Source organism: Gulosibacter sediminis, from assembly GCF_023370115.1.
GTDB lineage: Bacteria > Actinomycetota > Actinomycetes > Actinomycetales > Microbacteriaceae > Gulosibacter > Gulosibacter sediminis_A.
In genome coordinates this window covers 1,685,384-1,704,970 of record NZ_CP097160.1, presented here as the reverse complement: position 1 = coordinate 1,704,970, position 19,587 = coordinate 1,685,384, and the positions used below count along the sequence as shown (strand labels likewise).

At 64.7% G+C, this 19,587-nt stretch carries 21 protein-coding genes and 3 pseudogenes; 17 read left to right on the top strand and 7 right to left on the bottom strand.

Annotation, left to right across the window (positions count from 1 at the left end):
- Window positions 1-6 precede the first annotated feature (6 nt).
- The gene (locus M3M28_RS07870) at window positions 7-429 is read left to right on the top strand and encodes an arsenate reductase ArsC (protein ID WP_249385946.1); all 423 of its coding nucleotides are present in this window, start codon (window positions 7-9) and stop codon (window positions 427-429) included.
- Window positions 426-845, top strand: coding sequence for an arsenate-mycothiol transferase ArsC (locus tag M3M28_RS07865; RefSeq protein ID WP_249385945.1), 420 nt, complete (start codon window positions 426-428; stop codon window positions 843-845). The genes M3M28_RS07870 and M3M28_RS07865 overlap by 4 nt, the downstream gene beginning before the upstream one ends.
- Before the next feature lie 92 nt (window positions 846-937).
- On the opposite strand, the gene M3M28_RS07860 is transcribed toward M3M28_RS07865, so the two are convergent.
- On the bottom strand, window positions 938-2,443 hold the full coding sequence (locus M3M28_RS07860; protein WP_249385944.1) for a SulP family inorganic anion transporter: 1,506 nt from the start codon (window positions 2,441-2,443) through the stop codon (window positions 938-940).
- A 118-nt stretch (window positions 2,444-2,561) separates the two neighbouring features.
- On the opposite strand from M3M28_RS07860, the gene M3M28_RS07855 reads away from it, so the two are divergent.
- The 5 genes from M3M28_RS07855 (at window position 2,562) to M3M28_RS07835 (ending at window position 6,124) form a co-directional block, all read left to right on the top strand.
- Window positions 2,562-2,927 carry a helix-turn-helix domain-containing protein gene (locus tag M3M28_RS07855; protein ID WP_054687050.1) on the top strand — a complete coding sequence of 122 codons (366 nt, stop codon included), beginning with the start codon at window positions 2,562-2,564 and terminating at the stop codon, window positions 2,925-2,927.
- Between the two features lie 28 nt (window positions 2,928-2,955).
- A complete protein-coding gene (locus M3M28_RS07850; protein ID WP_249385943.1) occupies window positions 2,956-4,053 on the top strand; it encodes an FAD-dependent oxidoreductase in 1,098 nt (365 codons plus the stop codon).
- A 209-nt stretch (window positions 4,054-4,262) separates the two neighbouring features.
- Entirely contained in the window at window positions 4,263-4,724 is a 462-nt protein-coding gene (locus M3M28_RS07845; RefSeq protein WP_249385942.1) for a DUF6153 family protein, read from the top strand.
- A 113-nt stretch (window positions 4,725-4,837) separates the two neighbouring features.
- Window positions 4,838-5,428: a DUF305 domain-containing protein gene (locus M3M28_RS07840; protein ID WP_249385941.1), complete on the top strand. Its 591-nt coding sequence runs from the start codon at window positions 4,838-4,840 to the stop codon at window positions 5,426-5,428.
- A 75-nt stretch (window positions 5,429-5,503) separates the two neighbouring features.
- Window positions 5,504-6,124, top strand: coding sequence for a CueP family metal-binding protein (locus M3M28_RS07835; RefSeq protein WP_249385940.1), 621 nt, complete (start codon window positions 5,504-5,506; stop codon window positions 6,122-6,124).
- 76 nt (window positions 6,125-6,200) lie between these two features.
- On the opposite strand, the pseudogene M3M28_RS07830 reads toward M3M28_RS07835, so the two are convergent.
- Window positions 6,201-7,288: pseudogene (locus M3M28_RS07830) on the bottom strand (IS3 family transposase); the annotation flags it as partial.
- Window positions 7,289-7,360: 72 nt separating this feature from the next.
- Here M3M28_RS07830 and M3M28_RS07825 point away from each other — a divergent pair.
- Window positions 7,361-7,756 (top strand): annotated as a pseudogene (locus M3M28_RS07825) (transposase); the annotation flags it as partial.
- Between the two features lie 25 nt (window positions 7,757-7,781).
- A complete protein-coding gene (locus tag M3M28_RS07820; RefSeq protein ID WP_349305350.1) occupies window positions 7,782-8,900 on the top strand; it encodes an NAD(P)/FAD-dependent oxidoreductase in 1,119 nt (372 codons plus the stop codon).
- A gap of 6 nt (window positions 8,901-8,906) precedes the next feature.
- On the opposite strand, the pseudogene M3M28_RS12790 reads toward M3M28_RS07820, so the two are convergent.
- The 3 genes and pseudogenes from M3M28_RS12790 to M3M28_RS07810 form a co-directional block, all read right to left on the bottom strand.
- A pseudogene (locus M3M28_RS12790) lies at window positions 8,907-9,167 on the bottom strand (asparaginase domain-containing protein); the annotation flags it as partial.
- A 60-nt stretch (window positions 9,168-9,227) separates the two neighbouring features.
- On the bottom strand, window positions 9,228-9,479 hold the full coding sequence (locus M3M28_RS07815) for a hypothetical protein (protein WP_249385939.1): 252 nt from the start codon (window positions 9,477-9,479) through the stop codon (window positions 9,228-9,230).
- A gap of 6 nt (window positions 9,480-9,485) precedes the next feature.
- On the bottom strand, window positions 9,486-9,839 hold the full coding sequence (locus M3M28_RS07810; protein WP_125107312.1) for an RNA-binding S4 domain-containing protein: 354 nt from the start codon (window positions 9,837-9,839) through the stop codon (window positions 9,486-9,488).
- 158 nt (window positions 9,840-9,997) lie between these two features.
- Between M3M28_RS07810 and M3M28_RS07805 the strand changes: the two genes are divergently transcribed.
- From M3M28_RS07805 to M3M28_RS07785, 5 genes are all read left to right on the top strand, one after another.
- Window positions 9,998-10,264, top strand: coding sequence for a GlsB/YeaQ/YmgE family stress response membrane protein (locus tag M3M28_RS07805; protein ID WP_249385938.1), 267 nt, complete (start codon window positions 9,998-10,000; stop codon window positions 10,262-10,264).
- Window positions 10,265-10,373: 109 nt separating this feature from the next.
- A complete protein-coding gene (locus M3M28_RS07800; RefSeq protein ID WP_249385937.1) occupies window positions 10,374-11,738 on the top strand; it encodes a hemolysin family protein in 1,365 nt (454 codons plus the stop codon).
- A complete protein-coding gene (locus M3M28_RS07795; protein ID WP_249385936.1) occupies window positions 11,735-12,775 on the top strand; it encodes a hemolysin family protein in 1,041 nt (346 codons plus the stop codon). Before M3M28_RS07800 ends, M3M28_RS07795 begins: the two co-directional genes overlap by 4 nt.
- A 28-nt stretch (window positions 12,776-12,803) precedes the next feature.
- On the top strand, window positions 12,804-14,189 hold the full coding sequence (locus tag M3M28_RS07790) for a lipase maturation factor family protein (protein WP_249385935.1): 1,386 nt from the start codon (window positions 12,804-12,806) through the stop codon (window positions 14,187-14,189).
- A 95-nt stretch (window positions 14,190-14,284) separates the two neighbouring features.
- Complete coding sequence (locus tag M3M28_RS07785) at window positions 14,285-15,577, top strand: amidase (protein WP_249385934.1); 1,293 nt, start codon at window positions 14,285-14,287, stop codon at window positions 15,575-15,577.
- Here the strand turns inward: M3M28_RS07785 and M3M28_RS07780 are convergent.
- Entirely contained in the window at window positions 15,558-16,373 is an 816-nt protein-coding gene (locus M3M28_RS07780; protein WP_249385933.1) for a hypothetical protein, read from the bottom strand. The genes M3M28_RS07785 and M3M28_RS07780 overlap by 20 nt on opposite strands.
- Window positions 16,374-17,135: 762 nt before the next feature.
- On the opposite strand from M3M28_RS07780, the gene M3M28_RS07775 reads away from it, so the two are divergent.
- The 3 genes from M3M28_RS07775 to M3M28_RS07765 are packed head-to-tail and all read left to right on the top strand — an operon-like array spanning window position 17,136 to window position 18,586.
- Complete coding sequence (locus tag M3M28_RS07775) at window positions 17,136-17,363, top strand: type II toxin-antitoxin system RelE/ParE family toxin (protein WP_249385932.1); 228 nt, start codon at window positions 17,136-17,138, stop codon at window positions 17,361-17,363.
- A gap of 12 nt (window positions 17,364-17,375) precedes the next feature.
- On the top strand, window positions 17,376-17,672 hold the full coding sequence (locus M3M28_RS07770) for a HigA family addiction module antitoxin (protein ID WP_249385931.1): 297 nt from the start codon (window positions 17,376-17,378) through the stop codon (window positions 17,670-17,672).
- A 17-nt stretch (window positions 17,673-17,689) separates the two neighbouring features.
- Window positions 17,690-18,586 (top strand): hypothetical protein, encoded by an 897-nt coding sequence (locus M3M28_RS07765; protein ID WP_249385930.1) that lies wholly within the window; start codon window positions 17,690-17,692, stop codon window positions 18,584-18,586.
- Between the two features lie 49 nt (window positions 18,587-18,635).
- On the opposite strand, the gene M3M28_RS07760 is transcribed toward M3M28_RS07765, so the two are convergent.
- Window positions 18,636-19,493: a hypothetical protein gene (locus tag M3M28_RS07760; RefSeq protein WP_249385929.1), complete on the bottom strand. Its 858-nt coding sequence runs from the start codon at window positions 19,491-19,493 to the stop codon at window positions 18,636-18,638.
- Between the last annotated feature and the right edge of the window lie 94 nt (window positions 19,494-19,587).

Below are 19,587 nucleotides of genomic sequence, written 5' to 3'. Positions count from 1 at the left end.
ACCCTCATGTCTACTCCCACCGTCCTGTTCGTCTGCGTCCACAACGCCGGCCGTTCCCAGATGGCCGCAGGCTACCTCCGCCACCTCACGGGCGACCGCATCGAGGTCCGTTCGGCAGGCTCGATCCCCGCGGACCAAATCAATCCCGTCGCCGTCGAGGCGATGCTCGAAGAGGGCATCGACATCCGCGGCGAGGCCCCGAAGATCCTCACCACCGACGCCGTGCAGGACTCCGATGTCGTCATCACGATGGGCTGCGGCGACGCCTGCCCGTTCTTCCCCGGCAAGCGCTACGAGGATTGGAAGCTCGATGACCCCGCGGGCCAGGGCATCGACGCTGTCCGTCCGATCCGCGACGACATCAAACGCCGCATCCAGGAACTCATCGCCTCCCTCGAGCCCGCGAGCACCGAGGCGGCCAGCGCATGAGCGCGTCGGTGCTGTTCGTCTGCAAGAAGAACGGCGACAAATCGCAGATGGCCGCCGCGCTCATGCGGCAGCACGCCGGCGACGCCATCACCGTCTATTCGGCCGGTACTGCGCCGGGCGATACGCTTAGTGCCCTCGCCGAGGAAGCGATCGTCGAGGTCGGTGCGTCGATGGAGGGCGAGTATCCGAAGCCCATCGATCCCGAGATCCTCCGCAGCGTGGATCGGGTCATCGTGCTCGGCGACGAGGCGAAGGTCGCCCCGGTCGACGGCATGGCCGGAACGATCGAGACCTGGACCTTCGAAGACCAGGCTGCATCCGACGTCGGCGGCGGCGACCGCACGCGGGCGATCCGGGATCAGATCGCCGAACGCGTCCTGCGCGTCGCCAGCGAGCTCAGCGCCGCGATGTCGTAACTCTGAACGGGAGGGCAGGAGTAGTCGCTGGCCCTCCCGTCCAGCGCGGCGGACGGCCGATGAGCCTTGCATGAGCCGAGCACGCAGTCGGGTCAGTGTGAGGGCAGGTTCCCGCTCAATCGTGCGTGGAAGGTTCCGCTCGCCTCATTCAAGCCGATGATCTCGACCTCGATGTCGTGTTCGCGGTACTTCTGCTCGATTCCATCGAGCGCTGCGACGGTCGAGGCGTCCCACACGTGCGACTTCGACATGTCGATCACGACACGCTTCGGGTCGTCGGCGTACTCGAACTGGGTGGTCAGGTCGTTCGAGGACGCGAAGAACAGCTCGCCATCGACCTCATAGTGCGCCGTGTCTTCGTTAGCGCTGAAGGTGCGGGTGACGGTGGTGAAGTGGGCGACGCGGCGCACGAACAGGATCGCGGCGACGAACACGCCGATGATGACCCCGACGGAGAGGTTGTGGGTGATGAGCACCGGGATGACGGTGACGAGCATCACGATCGTCTCGCTCTTGGGCATCCGCTTCAGCGTGGAGGGTGCGATGGAGTGCCAGTCGAAGGTGAGGAACGCGACCATGAACATGATCGCCACCAGCGCCCCGATGGGGATCAGGTTCATTATCGGGCCGAGGAACCACACCAGGATCAGGAGGAACACGCCGGCGGCGAACGTGGAGACGCGGGTGCGGGCGCCGGAGGCGCGCACGTTGATCATGGTCTGCCCGATCATCGCGCAGCCACCCATGCCACCGAAGAGGCCAGAGAGGATGTTCGCGCCGCCTTGCCCCATCGCCTCGCGGGTCTTGTTCGAGTGCGTGTCGGTGATGTCGTCCACGAGCTTCGCGGTCATCAGTGACTCCATGAGCCCCACCGCGGCCATGCCGAGGGCATACGGGGCAATGATTTGCAGTGTCTCGAAGGTGAGCGGTACATCGGGGAAGAACGGCATCGGCGGGCCGCCGGGCAGTTCGCCGAGACCGCCGACGGTCTTCACATCGAGGTTCAGCAGCCACACCGCGAGGGTCATCACGATCACGACCACCAGAGGCGCGGGCACAGCCTTCGTGAGCTTCGGGAAGAGCCATAGGATCAGGATGCTGACGATGATCATCGGGTACATCAGCCAGGCCGCGCCGGTGAAATGCTCCAATTGGGCGACAGCGATGAGGATCGCGAGGGCGTTGACGAACCCGACCATCACGCTGCGCGGGATGAACCGCATGAGCTTGCCGACACCGAGCAGGCCGAGAACGATCTGGAAGATGCCGCCGAGGATCACGGTCGCGATGAGGTAGTCGAGGCCGTACTCGTCGGCGACCGGCCGGATGACGAGCGCGATCGCTGCGGTCGCCGCGGTAATCATCGCGGGCCGCCCACCGAGGAACGCGATCGAGATTGCCATCACGATCGAGGAGAACAAGCCCACCTCGGCCGGCACGCCTGCGGCGATCGCGAACGCGATGGCCTCCGGGATGAGCGCGAGGCCGACCACCATACCCGCGAGGACTTCCTTCGTCAACAGCTTCGGCGAACGGAACACATCCATCACGGTCGGCCGAGGCCAGTAGCGTTCCTTGTCGCGTGCGGGCGCGCTCATTCTGCCTCCCAGAGAGGTGCGGGAAAATAGGGCGACGGCGGTCGAGGTCGGAGCCCGCCAAACCCAACTCTACCGTTGCGTGAGGGTTGGGTGCCAAATCGAGGCAGAGGAGTACCCGATGGCAGGAACGATCCATATCGGCGAGGTCGCTGAGCGCACCAGCCTGTCGCTGCGCACCCTCCGCCACTACGACGAGATCGGGCTCGTCTCGCCGAGCGACCGCACCAGTGGCGGGTTCCGCCTCTACACCGACGCCGACGTCGAGCGGCTCCTCCTGATCCGCCGGATGAAGCCGCTCGGGTTCTCCCTCGACCAGATGGGCGAAGTCCTCGCCGCTGCTGACGCACTGGCGGATGATCCGTCAGACAGCGCCGCGCGCGCAGCGCTGGATACGTTCGTGACCGACGCAGAGGAGCGTCGCGAGAAACTCGCGAAACAACTGGACGCCGCCGACGAACTCATCGCGCGCCTCCGCGACGTATAAGCCTGCGGCAGATGCAGGCCCGGCCCAAGTGTTGGGAACCTCCGCCGCGAAGACCCTCCACACCTCCGATGTCGACATCGAGGTCGAACTCTTTGCCCGTAGCGGCGGGCGACCGCACAACCGGATGCTGGTCAACAAGGGCGTGGCCATCGGGCTGCTCGAACCCGACCAGACCGCACTGCCGGCGACCGGCGTCCAGACGTGTGCCGATACCGTCCGCGGCATCGACCCGCGAACCCGGGAAGTCCGCCTCGACTCCGGCGATACCAGAGCCTATGACGCGCTCATCATCGCCACGGGCAGTCGTCCGCGCGCCCTCGATGAGACGATTGTCGGAAGGGACCAGGCCGTCAGCGCGGGCCGACTGACAACCCTGCACTCGATCCAGGGTGCCGTCCGTGTGCGTCATCTGTTCGCAACGACGGGTCCAGCACGGGTGCTGATGCTCGGCGGTGGACTCGTCGCCTTGATCACCCGCTCGCTCGTGCCCGGCGCCAACGCCATCGGTGAGGACGCCGCGCGGCGCCTGCTCGACCTCCACCAGCCACAGCACGCCGCCTACCTGGGACGCACGCCGCGCGTGATCCGCACCCACGCCAATCGCATCACCGTCGTCCTCGACGACGGCACCCGGGTAAAAGGCGACCTGGCGATCCTCGCCCACGGCACTCTGCCCGCCGCTCCCGCTCCCTGGACCGGGCCAGAGAGCATTCCCGTCGACGGTCATTTGCGCGCCTTACACGCCCCGCGCCAGCGCATCTACGCCGCTGGCGGCGTCGCCGTGCACCATTATCCCGGTCACAGCTCTTATCGGATCGACCACTGGGACGACTCCACCGCCCAGGGTGCCCACGCCGCGAGGGCGCTGCTGCACGACCTCGGCTTGGCCGATGACCCCGGTCGCTACCTGCCGGCCTCACCGTTCTCCGTACGCATCCACGGACATACCCTCACCGGCGCCGGTCACCCCGCGCTCGGCACCAGCACCCGGATCGTCTCCGCCGACCCGCTGCTCACCGTCCATCACCTCGGCGATACCCCTGTTGCGCTCACCGGGATCGACACCGTCCGCCTCGTCCACGACTGGATACCGAACCTGCATCAGCAGACATCGGTCCGCCGCTGATCAATGAGGTGGATCGCGAGGACACCTTCCGGGCACGTCACGACGGAGCGACGATACGGCCTGTCGCGTCGCCCGTGGGTGTCCGCATCGGGCTGAATTGCGGGCTCTGATCCAGTTCTGCACCGCCGTCCAGTGATGCTCGTGCGCGTGACATTGGGCTTCTGGGGCGACTCGCGATCGCTCAAAGGAGCCGCTGGTAGACTGCGCCTATGATGTCCGTGCCTGTGACGCGATCGGGGAGAGGCCCAAAGGGCATCCTCCGGCGCGTCCTGTTGGGCGGTCTGCTCGCGGTCGGGATCATTGTCGGCCTGGTGACCATGCATACGCTGAACCTGCATGGCACTCCGGCCGCCCAAGCGCCCGTAGCCATCTCGGTTTCCGCCCCTGATACCGGGGAGACCCATCACGGTGCAGCAGTGGGCCAGCATGTTTCCGGTGACACGGCCAAAGATCACGAGGGTACGTGCGCGGACTGCGGCGCGGGTGACCATATGGGGATGGCGATGGCGTGTGTGCTTGCGCTGTTGCTCGTGCTGCTCGTCCTGGTGCCGCCTCGCCTCCTGCCCGGATGGATGCACATCCAGCCACGAGCAGAACCCCCGGTTCGACTCACCGACCGGGTGCTACTCAGGGCACCGTCCTTGCACTTTCTCTGCATCAGTCGCACGTGATGGGCCGGTGAACCCGGCGCGTTCCAGCGCGCACGGGTTCCCCCACCAGCACTCACGCGATGCCATCAAGGTGCGCGTGCCATTGAAGCGACTCTTGATACCGGAGAACACTGATGAATATTCGTACTGCGGCGACCGCTGCGCTCGCCCTGTCCGCTGCCCTGATACTGGCTGGCTGCTCCGCCGGGACCGAGGACGACTCGATGCCAGGCATGGACCACGGCTCATCCGAGCAAGCAGCAGACGTCAACGACGCGGACGTGACGTTCGCATCAATGATGATCGTCCACCACGAGCAGGCCATCGAGATGAGCGACATCGTCCTCGCCAAGGACGACGTCGACCCGGAGGTGATGGCGCTGGCCGAGGCGATCAAGACGGCCCAGGGTCCCGAGATGGAACAGCTCCAAGGCTGGCTCGATGACTGGGGTGTCAGCCCCGACGAACACGAGATGGACGGGATGGACCACGGCGACGGAATGATGAGTGAGGAGGATCTGGCCGCCCTCGAAGCGGCCGGCGGGGCGGAGGCATCGCGGCTGTTCTTGGAGCAGATGATCGTCCATCACGAAGGCGCTGTCGAGATGGCACAGACCCAGGTCGATGAGGGAAGCGACCCGGATGCGGTTGAACTCGCACAAACGATCATCGACGCCCAGACCGCAGAAATCCAGGAGATGGAAGACCTCCTGGCGTCCCTCTAACCCATCATCAGCGTCGGTGCCGGAACACTCGCGTTCCGGCACCGACCCTGACCTAACGTCTCGAAGGATCACACCATGACCCATCCCACCAAGCCGCGACGACGGAACCTGATCACCGTGACCGCCGCGGTGCTTCTCTCTGGGCTCGTGCTGACCAGTTGTGCAGATTCCGTCCCCGAGTCAGCGTCGCCATCGTCCAGCAACCCAGTTTCAGACAGCGAGTTCCTATCGGCGCACGACCTGGCCGGACTCGACGCCGCGCAGGTCATCGAGCGGCTAGACACGATGCCCGTTGCCGATCGCCCAACTAATCTGCTCGCATCCGTGCAACCTGACGCTCTCGTGCTCACGGATGACCAGGAACGCGGGACACAACTGCCGATGCCCGAGGACGAGGTATACGTCTCGGTTGCGCCCTACCGGGAGCAGACGCACGACTGCTACTTCCACAGCCTGACCACCTGTATCGGTGAACTTGGCAATGCGGACGTTCAGGTCAAGCTCACCAACACCGACGGCAAAGTGCTCGTCAACGAGACGCGTGAAACCTTCGATAACGGCTTCGTCGGATTGTGGGTGCCCCGGGGGGTCGAGGCAACCTTGACGATCGAGCACGAAGGGCAAACAGGGACAGCGACAATCACGACGCTGAACGAGGATGATCCGACGTGTATCACCACCCTGCGGCTTACCTGACCGTCGGATAGCACTTCCACCGAGAACCGTCTCGGTGCTCCGCAGCCGGATCGAGTGAAGGACCTCGCTCCAGTCCTCTGAAATAGATGCCCTCGATCCATCTCACGATCGCGAGGCGGAGCTCGTGTCGGGTGCCCCACGGGTGCCGGTCGAGAACGTTCTTCTGCAGCAGCGAGAAGAAGCTCTCCATCGCCGCATTGTCCCCGCACGCCCCGACGCGGCCCATCGATCCGCGCAGGCCGTGACGCTTGAGCGCCTTGACGAAGCGGCGGGATCGGAATTGACTGCCTCGGTCCGAGTGGACGATCACGTCGGTCGGGTTCCCTCGGTGCGCGACCGCCATCTCCAGCGCCTTCACCGCGAGCCGCGCCTTCATCCTGGAGTCGATCGCGTACCCGACGATCCGGTTGGAGTGGACGTCCTTGATCGCGCAGAGGTACAGCTTGCCCTCACCGGTCCAGTGCTCGGTGATGTCTGTCAGCCACAGCTGGTTCGGGCCCTCGGCGGTGAAGTCGCGCTGCACGAGATCGTCGTGCACGGGCGGGCCAGCCTTCTTGTAACGGCGTTTGCGGGTTGTGATCGTCGAGCGGATCCCCGCGACCCGGCACAGCCGCCACACGCGGCGTTCGGAAAGCTGGTAGCCGAGGTCGGCGAGGTCGTCGGCGAGCACCCGATACCCGCCCTCGGGGTCTTCCGCGTGCAGCCGGCGTAGCATACCGATGAGGTGCTGCTCTTCCGTCTCGCGAGCAGAGACCGGGTTACGCAGCCACTGGTAGTACGCCTGCTCGGAGAATCCGAGCACCCGGCACGCCACCGCGACCGGCACCCTGACAGGGGCGCCGGCCGCGGCCATCTCGCGGACGAGCGGGTAGATCATTTTGGGGGTGTGATATGCACCTGCGACAGATACGCCGCGGCTCGCCGGAGCACCTCGTTCTCCATCTCCAGCTCGCGAATCCGCTTGATCGCGGCCGCCATCTCGCGGCGCTCATCAGGATCAGCGGGCGGGGTCAGCCCATGGGACTGGAACTTCGCATCACGCACCCAGGTCTGCAGCGCGGTCTTCGAGATCCCGAGATCCTTGCACACCACCTTCTGCGCGATGCCGGACTCCACAAGCGCGACAGCATCCCGCTTGAACTCGTCCGTGTACTTGATCGGCATGACTGCCATCCTTCCAGCGCAACCCTCTCAGGATTACGCGGTCAAGGACTCAACCAAACCTTCAGCAGACCCGACCGGCAAAGGACCCGACTGGAGGTGCTGTTCGCCGCCGACGAGCACGTCGAGGTCGAAGCGACCTGGGGCATCTACCAGCGCATGATCGCCGCGTATCGCGAACCCGACAAGGACCTCGGCAAACAGATGATGCAGGCCGTGATCGAATCGGTCAGCACGGGCGTTCCCGCCGCGCTGGTCGAAATCCGTCGGCTCGGCCGCACCTTGAAGCAGCGCGCCGCTGACATTCTCGCGTTCTTCGACCGGCCCGGAACCAGCAACGGACCCACCGAGGCCATCAACGGCAGGCTCGAGCACCTCCGCGGCTCCGCCCTAGGATTCCGGAACCTGCCGCACTACATCACGCGCTCGCTACTCGAGGCCGGAGGGTTCAGACCCGCACTACACCCTCGTTTGCGACGAGCACTTCGGTCGACCCATTTCGTCGTACCCGCCCCGGGAAGCCCTGTGGGACTACATCGCCGGCCGGCTCAAGAACAGCGATGTCCGTCGATACATCCGTTTCGAAACCGTCGTGCGCTGGGTCACCTTCGACGAAGAGGCCAAGACCTTTGCTGTTGCGTCGGAAAACCTGGTGACCGGCGAAACCACCGTCGAAACCTTTGACCATGTCGTCGTCGCGAGCGGCCACTTTTCCTCCCCGAACTTCCCGGAGTTCGAGGGCATCGAAACCTTCCCCGGACACGTCAGCCACGCCCACGACTTCCGCGGCGCCGAGGAGTTCAAAGATCAGGACGTGCTCGTCATCGGTGCCAGCTACTCGGCCGAGGACATCGGAAGCCAGGCATACAAGATGGGCGCACGTTCGGTTACGGCAAGCTACCGCTCAGAGCCGATGGGGTACGACTGGCCTGAGGGCTTTGAAGAACGTCCCCTTGTGACGCGTTTCGAGGGCAACACCGTGCACTTCCGAGATGGAAGTAGCAAGCATGTCGATGCGGTGATCGTGTGCACTGGCTACGCGCACAAGTACCAGTTCTTGCCGCAGAACCTCGCACTGCGCTCGCGAAACAACGTGTATCCCGACGGCCTCTACCGTGGCGTCGTGTGGCAACAGAACCCAGCGCTCATGTATATCGGTGCGCAGGATCAGTGGCTCACGTTCAATATGTTCGACGCGCAGGCATGGTACGCACGCGACCTCATCATGGGGCGTCTTGACCTGCCGGATGAGGCCGAGCGTGCACAATCTATCCGTGAGTGGCGGGCACGATTTGAGGCCATTGAGGATGCGCAGGACGAGATCGTTTTCCAGTGTGAGTACGTGCGAGACCTGCTCGGCATGACCGACTATCCGACATTCGATATCGACCGGGTGCGGGAAATCCTGATCGCGTGGAAGAACGACAAGAAGGTCGACATCATGGGCTATCGCGACCGCACGTATCGCTCGGTGATGACCGGCACGCTCGCGGCGAAGCACCACTCCCGCTGGGTCGACGAGCTCGACGACAGCCTCGAGCGCTACCTCGATATCGATGCGGAAGCGGCGGAGCCCACCAAGCTGCTCGCTGAATTGCAGCGCGTCGGTCGCTGAAGCCGCGACTCGCGACACGTACGCGGCCTCGACCGTGAGGTCGCCGCCGTCGGCCACGCCCGCTTCGGCGAGGGTCGAGCCGACCGCGTAGCGGCCGATATTGACGCTGCCGTCGCTGCCCTGGGGTAGCTGGGTGCCGGTAAAGATCACCGGCACTGTGAGATCGGCGGTGGCGAAGGCAGCGAACGCTGCGGTGTACGCCATCGTGTCGGTGCCGTGGATCACCAGCACGGCCCGCGAGCTGTCACGCGGCGCAAGCGAGCGAATCTGATCGGCGAGCTCGCGGCCTGTCGCATGCCGAAGGTGCCCCGGAGTACAGCACAGACGTCACTTTTCCTCGACCTTCACTTCGTCGGCAATACCGATCGTCGAGGCCAGCGCAGTCGGGTCGATGCGACCGCGAACTCGGTACCCGCAGATCACCATGAGCACGATCACCAGCACTAGGAAGACGGTGATCGAGCTCCACACTGCCACCATGCCGAGGCCAGCGAGGTTGAGCACAATTTCGAACACCTGCCCTGGCACGATGAGGTTGAGGAACACTCCGGCGACGCCGAGCGCACTCGCCGCGCGCATCCGTAACTAGTAGCCGCGCAGCCGCTCGATCTCGCGGCGTTCGCGCTTTGTCGGGCGGCCCGCGCCGCGGTCGCGCACCGCGATCTTCGCGACGGGCTCGCGCTCGGGCGTGAGATCCTCGTAGGCCTCCGCAGCAACCGCCGCGCCGACGCGCTTCACGAGCGTGCGACGCACGGTGAGGATGCGGTCGAAGCCGTGTTGCCGTACGCGCACTTCGTCGCCCGGGCCGACCTTGAGCGCCGCCTTCGCGCGGTCGCCGTTGACCCGAACGTGGCCGGCGCGGCACGCGGTTGTCGCGGCCGATCGGGTCTTGTACACCCGCACCGCCCACAGCCAACTGTCCACGCGCACCTGCTCCATCCGCCCATCCTACGGTCGGCGAATCAGGGGAGAAGTCTTGGGGAGAAATGCATTGCATCGCGGTTACATTTGCGCGTGTTCACAGGAATGTGGCCCAGAGCTGGCCATAATTGGGCCTACACGCGCAACATGCGTGCACTAAGAAAGGAGAGCTCAAAATGGGCTTTTTCAGTTTCCTACTTCTCGGCCTCATCGCCGGAGCCATCGCAAAACTGATCCTTCCCGGTAAGCAGGGCGGCGGCTGGCTCGTCACGCTGCTGCTCGGCGTCGTCGGCGCCTTCGTCGGCGGCTGGCTCGGCGGCATCCTGTTCAACGCCAACCTCGAGGAGTTCTTCTCTCTGCAGACCTGGGCGCTCGCGATCGGTGGTTCGATCATCGTGCTGCTCATCTACGGCCTGATCGTTGGGCGCGGCGAAAAGAAGTAAGCACGCCGTAGCCAGAATGCCCCTAGAATTTGGCTATGGAAGATTCTCCTGGTCATAGTCCGAAGCTCATCCCAGCGCCCAAATATGCGGGCCACGAGCGGGGTGAGCGATGAACTTCGAACTCTGGGGCATTCTTGCCGGCGTCCTTCTGACGTTCGGCACCGGCGTCTTCGTGGCGTCGGAATTCGCCCTCGTTAACCTCGATCGACCTGACCTTGAGCGGCGCCGTGACCGTGGTGAGAAACGTCTCGGCCCCACGATCAGCGCCCTCAAGGTCACGTCAACCCACCTCTCCAGCGCGCAGCTCGGCATTACGCTCACGACGCTGCTTGCTGGCTACACTTTTGAACCCGCGATCTCGTCGCTGCTGCGCGAGCCGCTCGCGGGCTTCGGCCTCAGCGACGCCGCGATCACCGCATCCGGGGCCATCATCGCCATCGTCATCGCGACCCTGTTCTCGATGATCTTCGGCGAACTCGTGCCCAAGAACTTCGCGCTCGCCGTGCCGCTCGCGACGTCAAAGATCGTCGTGCCGCTGCAGATCGCCTTCACCTGGCTCTTCAAGCCGGTCGTGCTGCTGCTCAACGGCACCGCAAACTCGCTGATTCGCGCCATGGGCATCGAACCGAAAGAAGAGCTTTCGGGCGCCCGCAGCGCAGAAGAGCTGAGCTTTCTCATTCGCCGGTCGGCGCTCGAGGGCTCGCTCGACCACGATGATGCAGCGATGCTGCACCGAACCCTCACGTTTTCGGAGCGCACCGCCGACTCGGTGATGACCCCGCGGGTGCGGATGCACACGCTCGCGAACGATGTCACGGCCGCGGATGTGGTGGCCGAGGCCGAGCGCACGGGCCACTCGCGGTTTCCGATCATGGGGCGCGACGCCGACAACATCGTGGGCATCGTCCACGTGAAGAGCGCGTACGGCGTGAACTTCGAGGACCGCGCGACGACCCCCGTGACCGAGATCATGTCGAAGCCACTGCTCGTTCCCGAAAGCGCGGGCGTCGGCTCGCTGCTCGGCACGCTCCGCGGCCGCGGCTACCAGATCGCCGTCGTCGTCGACGAGCACGGCGGCACCGCCGGCATCGTCACGCTCGAAGACGTCGTCGAGGAGCTCGTCGGCGACCTCCACGACGAGCACGATCAGGCGCAGCACCGCATCCACGTCGGCGAGAGCTCGGTGACGCTCGCCGCCTCGCTGCGCCCCGATGAGCTGTGGGATCTCGCCGCCGTGCGCGTGCCCGAGAGCGACGACTACGAGACCGTCGCGGGCTTTGTGCTCGAGACGCTGGGGCGCATCCCGGCCGTCGGCGACGAGGTCGAGACCCCGCACGGGCGCCTGCGCGTCGAGCGCATGGTCGGCCCGCGCATCGATCGGCTGCGCTACCTGCCGACCGACATCACCAAGGACACCGCGTTCGCCGACACCCGCGAACGCATGATGGAGCAGTTTGAGGAGGGACAGCGATGAGCGAATACCTTCCCGGCCTCATCTGGCTTGTTGTACTGCTGGTGGTGAACGCGTTCTTCGTGGGTGCCGAGTTCGCCGTGATTTCGGCCCGCCGGTCGCAGATTGAGCCGAAGGCGGCCGCAGGCCACCGCGCCGCGAAGACGACCCTGTGGGCGATGGAACACGCCACGCTCATGCTCGCCACGAGCCAGCTCGGCATCACCGTCTGCTCGCTCGTGATTCTCAACGTGTCGGAACCGGCGATTCACCACCTGCTCGAGTACCCGCTCGCGTGGACCGGTCTCTCTGCCGAGGGCGTGACGCTGACCGCGTTCATCGTCGCCCTCGTGCTGGTGACCTTCCTCCACGTCGTGTTTGGCGAGATGGTGCCGAAGAACATCGCGTTCTCGGTGCCCGACCGCGCCGCGCTCATCCTTGCCCCGCCGCTCGTGTTGGTGAGCCGCGTCGTGAGCCCGATCATCCGTTCGCTCAACTGGATCGCCAACGGCATCTTGCGCCTGTTCCGCGTGCAGCCGAAAGACGAAGCCACGAGCGCCTACACGATAGACCAGGTCGCGACGATCGTTGAGGAGTCGCAGCGCGAGGGCACCCTAGTCGACGATTCGGGCACCGTGAGCGCCGCGATCGAGTTCACCGAGAAGCGGGTCGCTGATGTCGAGGTGCCGCTCGGTTCGCTCGTGCTGCTGCCGCACACCGCGACGCCGCGCGACGTACAACGCACGGTCGCCGAGCACGGCTACTCGCGCTATGTGCTGACGGATGAGCAGGGCACGCCGAGCGCGTATGTGCACCTCAAGGATCTGCTCGACCTGAGCACCCCCGAGGTGGTCGACGCGCCGATTCCGGCCGACCGCATCCGACCGCTCGTGACTCTCGACGCGCAGATGGAGCTCGAGGATGCGCTCGCGACGATTCGCGCGCGCGAGACGCACATTGCGCGCGTCGCCGACGCGACCGGCGTGACGACGGGTGCGCTGTTCCTCGAGGACATCGTCGAGGAGCTCATCGGCGAGGTGCAGGACGCGACCCGGCGGTAGGCGGGTGGCTTCGGCGTAGTCTGGCGGCATGGACGGGTTCGCGGCCGTCGACTACGGCCTTGCTCGAGAGGTGTTGCAGCGCGGCATCGCGGCGCTGTTCGTGGTGGCTTTCGTGTCGACGCTGCGGCAGTTCCCCGTGCTCCTCGGGGAGCGCGGGCTGCAGCGTCGACCGAAGCAGCCCGTGCGCTTCACGATTTTTCGCTGGTGGCGCTACACCGACCGGCGGCTGCGGATGCTCTGCTCGGGTGGCATTGTCGTCGCGGCGCTGATCGTGGTCGGGCTGCCGCAGCTCGGGCCACCGTGGCTGCCGATGCTCGCGTTTCTATTGCTTTGGGTCGGCTACATGTCGGTGACGAGCCTTGGCGCGGTGTTCTACAGCTTCGGCTGGGAGATGCTGCTGCTCGAACTCGGCTTTCTCGCCGCGTTTCTCGGCTCGCGCTCGCAGGCGCCGTCGATCGTCGTCATCGTGCTGTTCTGGTGGCTGCTGTTCCGGCTCGAATTCGGAGCGGGCATGATCAAGATTCGCGGCGGCCGCGAGTGGCGCGACTTCACCGCGCTCACCTATCACCACGAAACGCAGCCGATGCCCGGGCCGCTGAGCCGGCAGGCGCACCTGCTGCCGCGCTGGTTTCACCGGCTCGAGGTCGCGGGCAACCACTTCGCGCAGCTCGTCGTGCCGTGGTTCCTGTTCGTGCCGGGCGTGGTCGGCACCGTCGCCGCGGGCATCGTGGTAGCGACGCAACTCTGGCTCGTGCTCACCGGCAACTTCGCCTGGCTCAACTGGGCAACGATCGTCATCGCGGCGTCGGCCGTGGCGGTGCCCGGCGCCCCGATCGGTTCGGCCGAGCTGCCGGCCTACTGGGTGGTCATCACCTGGGCCATCGGTGCGCTCTACCTCTGGCTGAGCTGGCCCGCGTTCCACAACCTCTTCTTCGCGAAACGGCAGGTGATGAACGGCGCGTTCAACCGGCTGCAGCTCGCGAACGCCTACGGCGCGTTCGGCAGCGTGACGAAGGTACGCGTCGAATACGTCGTCGAGGGCACCCGCGACGCGAACCCGCGCGACGCGACGTGGCACGAGTACGAGTTCTACGGCAAACCCGGCGACGCTCGGCGGCGGCCGCGCCAGTTCGCGCCGTACCACCTGCGGCTCGACTGGCTCATGTGGTTTCTGCCGCTCGGCCGCGGCCTCGACGGCTGGTTCCGCACGTTCCTTGGCAGGCTGCTCGAGGCGGATGCGCCGACGCTGCGGCTCGTGCGGCACGACCCGTTCGCGGGGGAGCGGCCCGCGTGGGTGCGGGTGGTCGCGTACCGCTACCGCTTCGCTACTCGGGCCCAACATCGCGAGACTGGCGCGGTCTGGGTGCGCGACCAGCGGCGGCTGTTGAAGAGCCCGATGCGCCTGCGAAACTGAGGTTTCGCGCCGCTCGCGCTTGTCTCCGCGAACGCAGTCGGAGGCGCGTAGCTAACGCAATGGTCGCCCTCTCGTTCCGGGCTACGCTGGCGTGCGTGGCGAACAATGACGTGCATCCGACCCTGACCCAACTCGCGGCGCAGCTTGCCGCCGGCGAAACGACCTCCGTCGAGCTGACTCGACGGGCGCTCGAAGCGGCCCGCGCATCCGACAATCTCTTCATCACGGTGGACGACGCCGGGGCGCTCCGGGCAGCGGAGGAATCGGATGCGCGTCGGGCCGCGGGGGAGTCGCGCGGGGCGCTCGACGGCATCCCGACCGCGGTGAAGGACGTCATCGACACGGCGGGGGTGCGCACGACGATGGCCTCGGAGTTCTTCCGCGACAACGTGCCCGAGCACGACGCGTTCATCGTCGCGCGGTTGCGTGCGGTGGGCGCCGTGGTCGTCGGCAAGACGAACGCGCAGGAGTTTTCGTACGGCATTCGCGGTGACGTCGGGGCGTTCGGCGTCGTACGGAATCCCTTCGACGCCGAGCGGGTGCCCGGCGGCTCGAGCTCGGGCTCGGCCGCGGCGGTCGCGACTGGCGTCGTGTCATACGCGGTCGGGTCAGACACGGCCGGCTCGATCCGCCTGCCCGCGGCGCTCTGCGGCGTCGTCGGGCTCAAGCCGACGCTCGGGCTCATCGACACCGCGGGTGCGTTCCCCCTCTCCAACTCGTTCGATACGCTTGGCTTATTCGCGACCACGGCCGACGACATCGCTGTCGTGATGGAGGCGACCGGATTCCTTCGCGGTGCGGATGCGCAGGTCGCGAGATTCCTCGCCCTCGAGGATGTACGGGCCAAGGTCGTCGACGCGGCCGCCGGCGTTCCTCACGACCGCGTCGTGGCGCAGCTCGGCGCCGAGGCAGCTCGGCTGCCGCAGCTTGATGGCCACTACATCGACTATGCCGAGCTCTATCGCATCGTGCGCTCGAGGGAAGCATACGACTTGCACGCCGAGCGGGCACGCACGTCGCCCGAGAAGTTCCAGCCCAAGATTCTCGCGAACGTACTCGCTGGGCGCGACGTCACCGATGCTGAGGTCGCGGCCGCCGAGGCAGAGATCGACCGCGTGCGCGAGCTCTTCGAGGCGACCTTCGACGAACGCGAGGTACTCATCAGCCCGAGCTCGCCCATCCTCGCCCCGCGTTTCACCGACCCCGGTCCGAGTCGCGAGCTCGCCTCAATGACGAACATCTGGAACGTGCTCGGCTGGCCGGCGATTGCTCTGCCGATGTGGGTCGACGGATGCGCGCTGCCGCAGTCGGTGCAGCTCATCGCCCGCCCGGGGCAGGATGCGTTGCTGCTCGCCGCCGCGCGCGACCTCACTCTTGATGCGCGGTGAACTCGACCGTTCGCGTGTCGGTGTAGCGCTCGTCGGGGGTGTCCCAGCCTGGGGTGTCGAGCTGGCTTGGTTCGCCCTGCCACTCGTAGCTGGTCTCGGGGCGGTCGGGCTTCAGCACTCGGATGAGGCACTCCAGTAGGTGCTCCGCCCGCTTCACTTGCCCTCCCTCGAGCGCGTCGTAGGCGCGCTCCATCGCCCAATAGGGGCGGATCTTCGTGCGCAGTCGGACGGCCTTGCCATGCGGGATGAGCAGGAGTGCCGTGATGTACACGGTGCTGAAGTGGAACCCCGGGGTCGCGATGCCGCCAGCCAATTCATCATCTGGCAAACGGCCGTGTGGGTAGACGAGGCATCCTGTGGGAACGTCGAAGCTGAGCGTGCCGGGGCATTTCGAATCGTTCCACCACCGCAAGGTCATGCTCGTGACGTGGTGATGCGGCCGCCACATGTCGCGGCCATCCTTCAACTCGGCTCGCGCGAGAGCCCAGTCGTACCCCGTCTGGTCGGCCGCTGCCGCAAGTAGCGTGACGAGCTCCTTGTCGGTGTCGTCCACAAGGCCGTAGGCGAGGTCGCTCTTGGCGTGGTCCTTCGTGAGCGGCAGCACGAACGCGCCGTAGGTGTCGTGGATGTAGCTGTACGACGAATTGCCGACGCGCAGCACCTGGGCGATCGCGTCGATCGTGGGCTGTCGGCCGGGCGCCGCGTCATCGGCGTACACCTTCAACGTGACGATGGTGAGGCAGTCAGACTTGATTGGCGTGGTGGTCGGTGCGGCGGATGTGCGATATGCGACCACCAAGGGAGTGGTCGTGTGGCGGTGATTGTCCCCATCCGAACGCCTCGGTCGTGATCTCGACGCTCTTGCGGGCGACTCTCATGACGACGAAGAGATTGCCGATCGCACCGTCGGCCGAGCTGCGGGCCGGCGGGGTAGCCGATGGTCAGCGCAACGTCGGGCAGTGCCTGGTCGAGCAGCTTCGACCACCTGTCGCTCAGCGACACTCGGTCGGGCGCGAAGCGCACCGATCGCACCTCGGATGCGTCGCTTACGTCACCCACTTCCGCGTCGATGAGCGCCTGCGTGCGGACGCGAGACAGCGGCCACTTCAGTGGCTCGTTGTCGTCGATGGCGAGGTTGAGTCCGTTGCCGGACATGCGGAACTGGGTGCTTGCGGCGCGTTGCCGACGGCGGTGGCGAGCAGGTACTTGAGCTTGTCGTTGCTGGAGAGAGTCAAGGTGGCATCCTTCCGGAGGGAGGCTGCACGGCTGTCAAGCAGCGTAGGCAAGGCCGCCGACACGCGGCCGAGTTATCCACAGGGCTCGGTCTTGCTGTCGTCTTTCGACAAGGTGTGCTGCTACGACTTGTTCCCCTGGTGGAGATCGCAGGCTTCGCGGATGGTTTGCGGAGTTGCGGTTTTCGGTCGGGGTCGGGCCCGACGTTGCAGGGCCAGGAGGGGCGGTGGTGACGCTTGCCGATAGTATCGTTAGCCAATAGCATTCTCACGTGATCCGGTCGTTTCGAGACCGAGATTCTGAGCGTGCTTGGAATCGTGAGCGAGTGGCCTCGCTGCGGCCGGATCTGCAGCGCGCAGCGCAGAAGAAACTACGCCTGCTCAACGGTGCATCCACGCTCGGCAGCCTCAGAGTTCGGCCAGGTAACCGGCTCGAGAAGCTGAACGGCGACAGAGCTGGCCAATATTCAATCCGCGTCAACAGCCAGTACCGCATCTGTTTCGTTTGCGTGGATGGTGGGGCTGAAGACGTTGAGATCACGGACTATCTCTAAAGGAAAGAGCTGATGGCAAAGGCTCATGCACCGATAACGCCCGGTGAGATCTTGCGTACCGAGTTCCTCGAGCCGATGGGTATCTCGCAGTATCGCCTCGCGAAGGCGACCGGCCTCAGCCAGACCCGCATCAGCGAGATCATTCGAGGCAAGCGATCGATCACAATCGAGACCGCGCTGCGTCTGTCGAAGGCACTCGGGGTGGACGACCGATTTTGGATCAATCTCCAGGCCCGCTACGACTTGGAGGTCGAACGCGACCGCCACGGCGATGAGATTGATCGGATCGAGTCGCTGATTGCAGGCTGACCCCATATGGGTCGCGAATGGCCGCGACAATAGGCTCCATTGGTCTGAGTCCTGTTGTCCGCCAGCGCCTGTTCTCGGCGACTGTCGACTTGGTCGGTGACTCAACCGGCGCCCAATATGATGAGCGCATGAACGCCCTGCGGCCAATCGGTGAAGTCCTCACTTTCGAGTACCTTGAGGCGTCGAAGCGAGAACCGGTCGAGTCTGTCCGCCAGGGGGACAGCCTCAGCCTCGCCACGACGAAGATGCGGATTAACAATTTTTCGCAGTTGCCCGTTCTGTGCTCTGGCAAGTCGAAAAGACCATTTGGGGTTGTGTCTTGGGAGTCCATTGGGGAGCAGCTTTCGCTCAACCCCAACGCGGACCTCGAGGCCTGCACGGTGAAAGATCCGCCGAAACAAAAGCTGAGTGACGAGCTTCTACCCGCGATCTCGATCATCAATGCGAGAGGGTATGTGCTTGTCGTGAATGACCAAGACCACATCTCAGGGATTGTGACAACAGCTGATCTCGGCGAGGAACTTGCCAACATTGCACGTCCACTCATGCTCTTCAACAAGATCGAGACAGATCTTCGTCGCATCTTCAATTCGCTCCGTGCGTCCGGAAAATTGACGGACGAAACCTTGAACAAGGCGTTGGCTGGCTCGGCGGGGCGAGTAGCTATTGGGTCACGTGGCGAGGAGTACACGCTTGGGGACCTCGTCAAGGTTGTGACGTACGGCGATGTCTGGGACCTCATTCCGCAGCTCTATGACAGGGGCGAAATGACTCGTCAACTCAACGCCACGAGCGAATTGCGCAACAAGGTGATGCACTTTCGCGCGCTCAAAGACGAGCACCACCTAACGCTGTCGCGACTCGAGGGCATCGCTGTGGTCATGAACGACATCGCCAACAAGCTCACCGACTGACAGTCGCGTATCTGATCAAACTTTCAGACGGCTGAGTTGCGTCGAATGTCTAGTGGCCCTTCTCTTTGTCGATCCACTTCTTGCGCCGACGTATGGCCCTTCGTGAGAATCCTGGCAGCCATTCGCCGTGGGAGTTGGGTTCATAGCCGAGTGCTCTGAGGAGTTGCTCACTCGTTTTCTTGCTGACACCAAGTCGTCGCGACACGTCGTCGATGCGCCATGACGGCTTGAGCTCAAGAAACTCTCGCAGCTGAAACGGGTAGTAGATGTTGTGCGCTTCCCAGTCGGCAGCGACCCGTCGGGCCCTTCGATCTTGTCGGCTATTCCTGACTCGAGCCGACAACGCTGAGATTCCCCGGCGAATCGGCTCAACGACCAGATACCCAGTTCCTAGGTCAACACCGATGTCGAGTAGCCAGTTCGTGAAGTCAAAGAACTCATGGCCTCCGCCGCCGACTCCCCAAGGCAGGTGCAAATAGAGGTGGCTGGCTTCGCCCTCAATGAAACCTGCTTGAACGGTCGCCAGAAGGTCGCGAAGTGTTAAGTACCGATTCTTCTCTTCACGCATCATGGAGACGCGTCGGGCTCGGCCATCGCTCGCGTCAATTGCCCAGTACAAGGGGAACGTGACAGGTACTACCTTTGCGGGCGGAGCAGAGCCAAGGACCATCGGATCGACTAGGTGGAGGTTGTAGCTGCCGTTGAGTATTTGTCCCTTGGGACGAAGAGGAATGGTCCCATCGGACTCGACTGCCGAAGTGATGGCCTTGTGAATCGGCGTGTCGAGTTCGAGTTTGACTGATACTCGGCGCGTTAATTCAATGGTTTCAGGCGGGTGATCGAGAGCGTCGTCCATGATCACGTTGCTGAAGTACACCCAGATGCGCGGCGAATTGCTTGAACTCATGTGGTCAAGGTATTGCTACCCCGCGACATGAGCTCCGGATGGTCAGCGATTCCAAGCGCGCACGAGCGTGTCCACCGCACCTGTCGAACAGGCC

Coding starts and splice junctions, on each gene's coding strand:
- M3M28_RS07810 (WP_125107312.1), bottom strand. CDS start 9,839: ATGGAGCAGGTGCGCGTGGACAGTTGGCTGTGGGCGGTGCGGGTGTAC.
- M3M28_RS07815 (WP_249385939.1), bottom strand. CDS start 9,479: ATGCGCGCGGCGAGTGCGCTCGGCGTCGCCGGAGTGTTCCTCAACCTC.
- M3M28_RS07860 (WP_249385944.1), bottom strand. CDS start 2,443: ATGAGCGCGCCCGCACGCGACAAGGAACGCTACTGGCCTCGGCCGACC.
- M3M28_RS07805 (WP_249385938.1), top strand. CDS start 9,998: ATGGGCTTTTTCAGTTTCCTACTTCTCGGCCTCATCGCCGGAGCCATC.
- M3M28_RS07790 (WP_249385935.1), top strand. CDS start 12,804: ATGGACGGGTTCGCGGCCGTCGACTACGGCCTTGCTCGAGAGGTGTTG.
- M3M28_RS07865 (WP_249385945.1), top strand. CDS start 426: ATGAGCGCGTCGGTGCTGTTCGTCTGCAAGAAGAACGGCGACAAATCG.
- M3M28_RS07770 (WP_249385931.1), top strand. CDS start 17,376: ATGGCAAAGGCTCATGCACCGATAACGCCCGGTGAGATCTTGCGTACC.
- M3M28_RS07795 (WP_249385936.1), top strand. CDS start 11,735: ATGAGCGAATACCTTCCCGGCCTCATCTGGCTTGTTGTACTGCTGGTG.
- M3M28_RS07760 (WP_249385929.1), bottom strand. CDS start 19,493: ATGAGTTCAAGCAATTCGCCGCGCATCTGGGTGTACTTCAGCAACGTG.
- M3M28_RS07800 (WP_249385937.1), top strand. CDS start 10,374: ATGAACTTCGAACTCTGGGGCATTCTTGCCGGCGTCCTTCTGACGTTC.
- M3M28_RS07765 (WP_249385930.1), top strand. CDS start 17,690: ATGGCCGCGACAATAGGCTCCATTGGTCTGAGTCCTGTTGTCCGCCAG.
- M3M28_RS07835 (WP_249385940.1), top strand. CDS start 5,504: ATGACCCATCCCACCAAGCCGCGACGACGGAACCTGATCACCGTGACC.
- M3M28_RS07855 (WP_054687050.1), top strand. CDS start 2,562: ATGGCAGGAACGATCCATATCGGCGAGGTCGCTGAGCGCACCAGCCTG.
- M3M28_RS07840 (WP_249385941.1), top strand. CDS start 4,838: ATGAATATTCGTACTGCGGCGACCGCTGCGCTCGCCCTGTCCGCTGCC.
- M3M28_RS07870 (WP_249385946.1), top strand. CDS start 7: ATGTCTACTCCCACCGTCCTGTTCGTCTGCGTCCACAACGCCGGCCGT.
- M3M28_RS07845 (WP_249385942.1), top strand. CDS start 4,263: ATGATGTCCGTGCCTGTGACGCGATCGGGGAGAGGCCCAAAGGGCATC.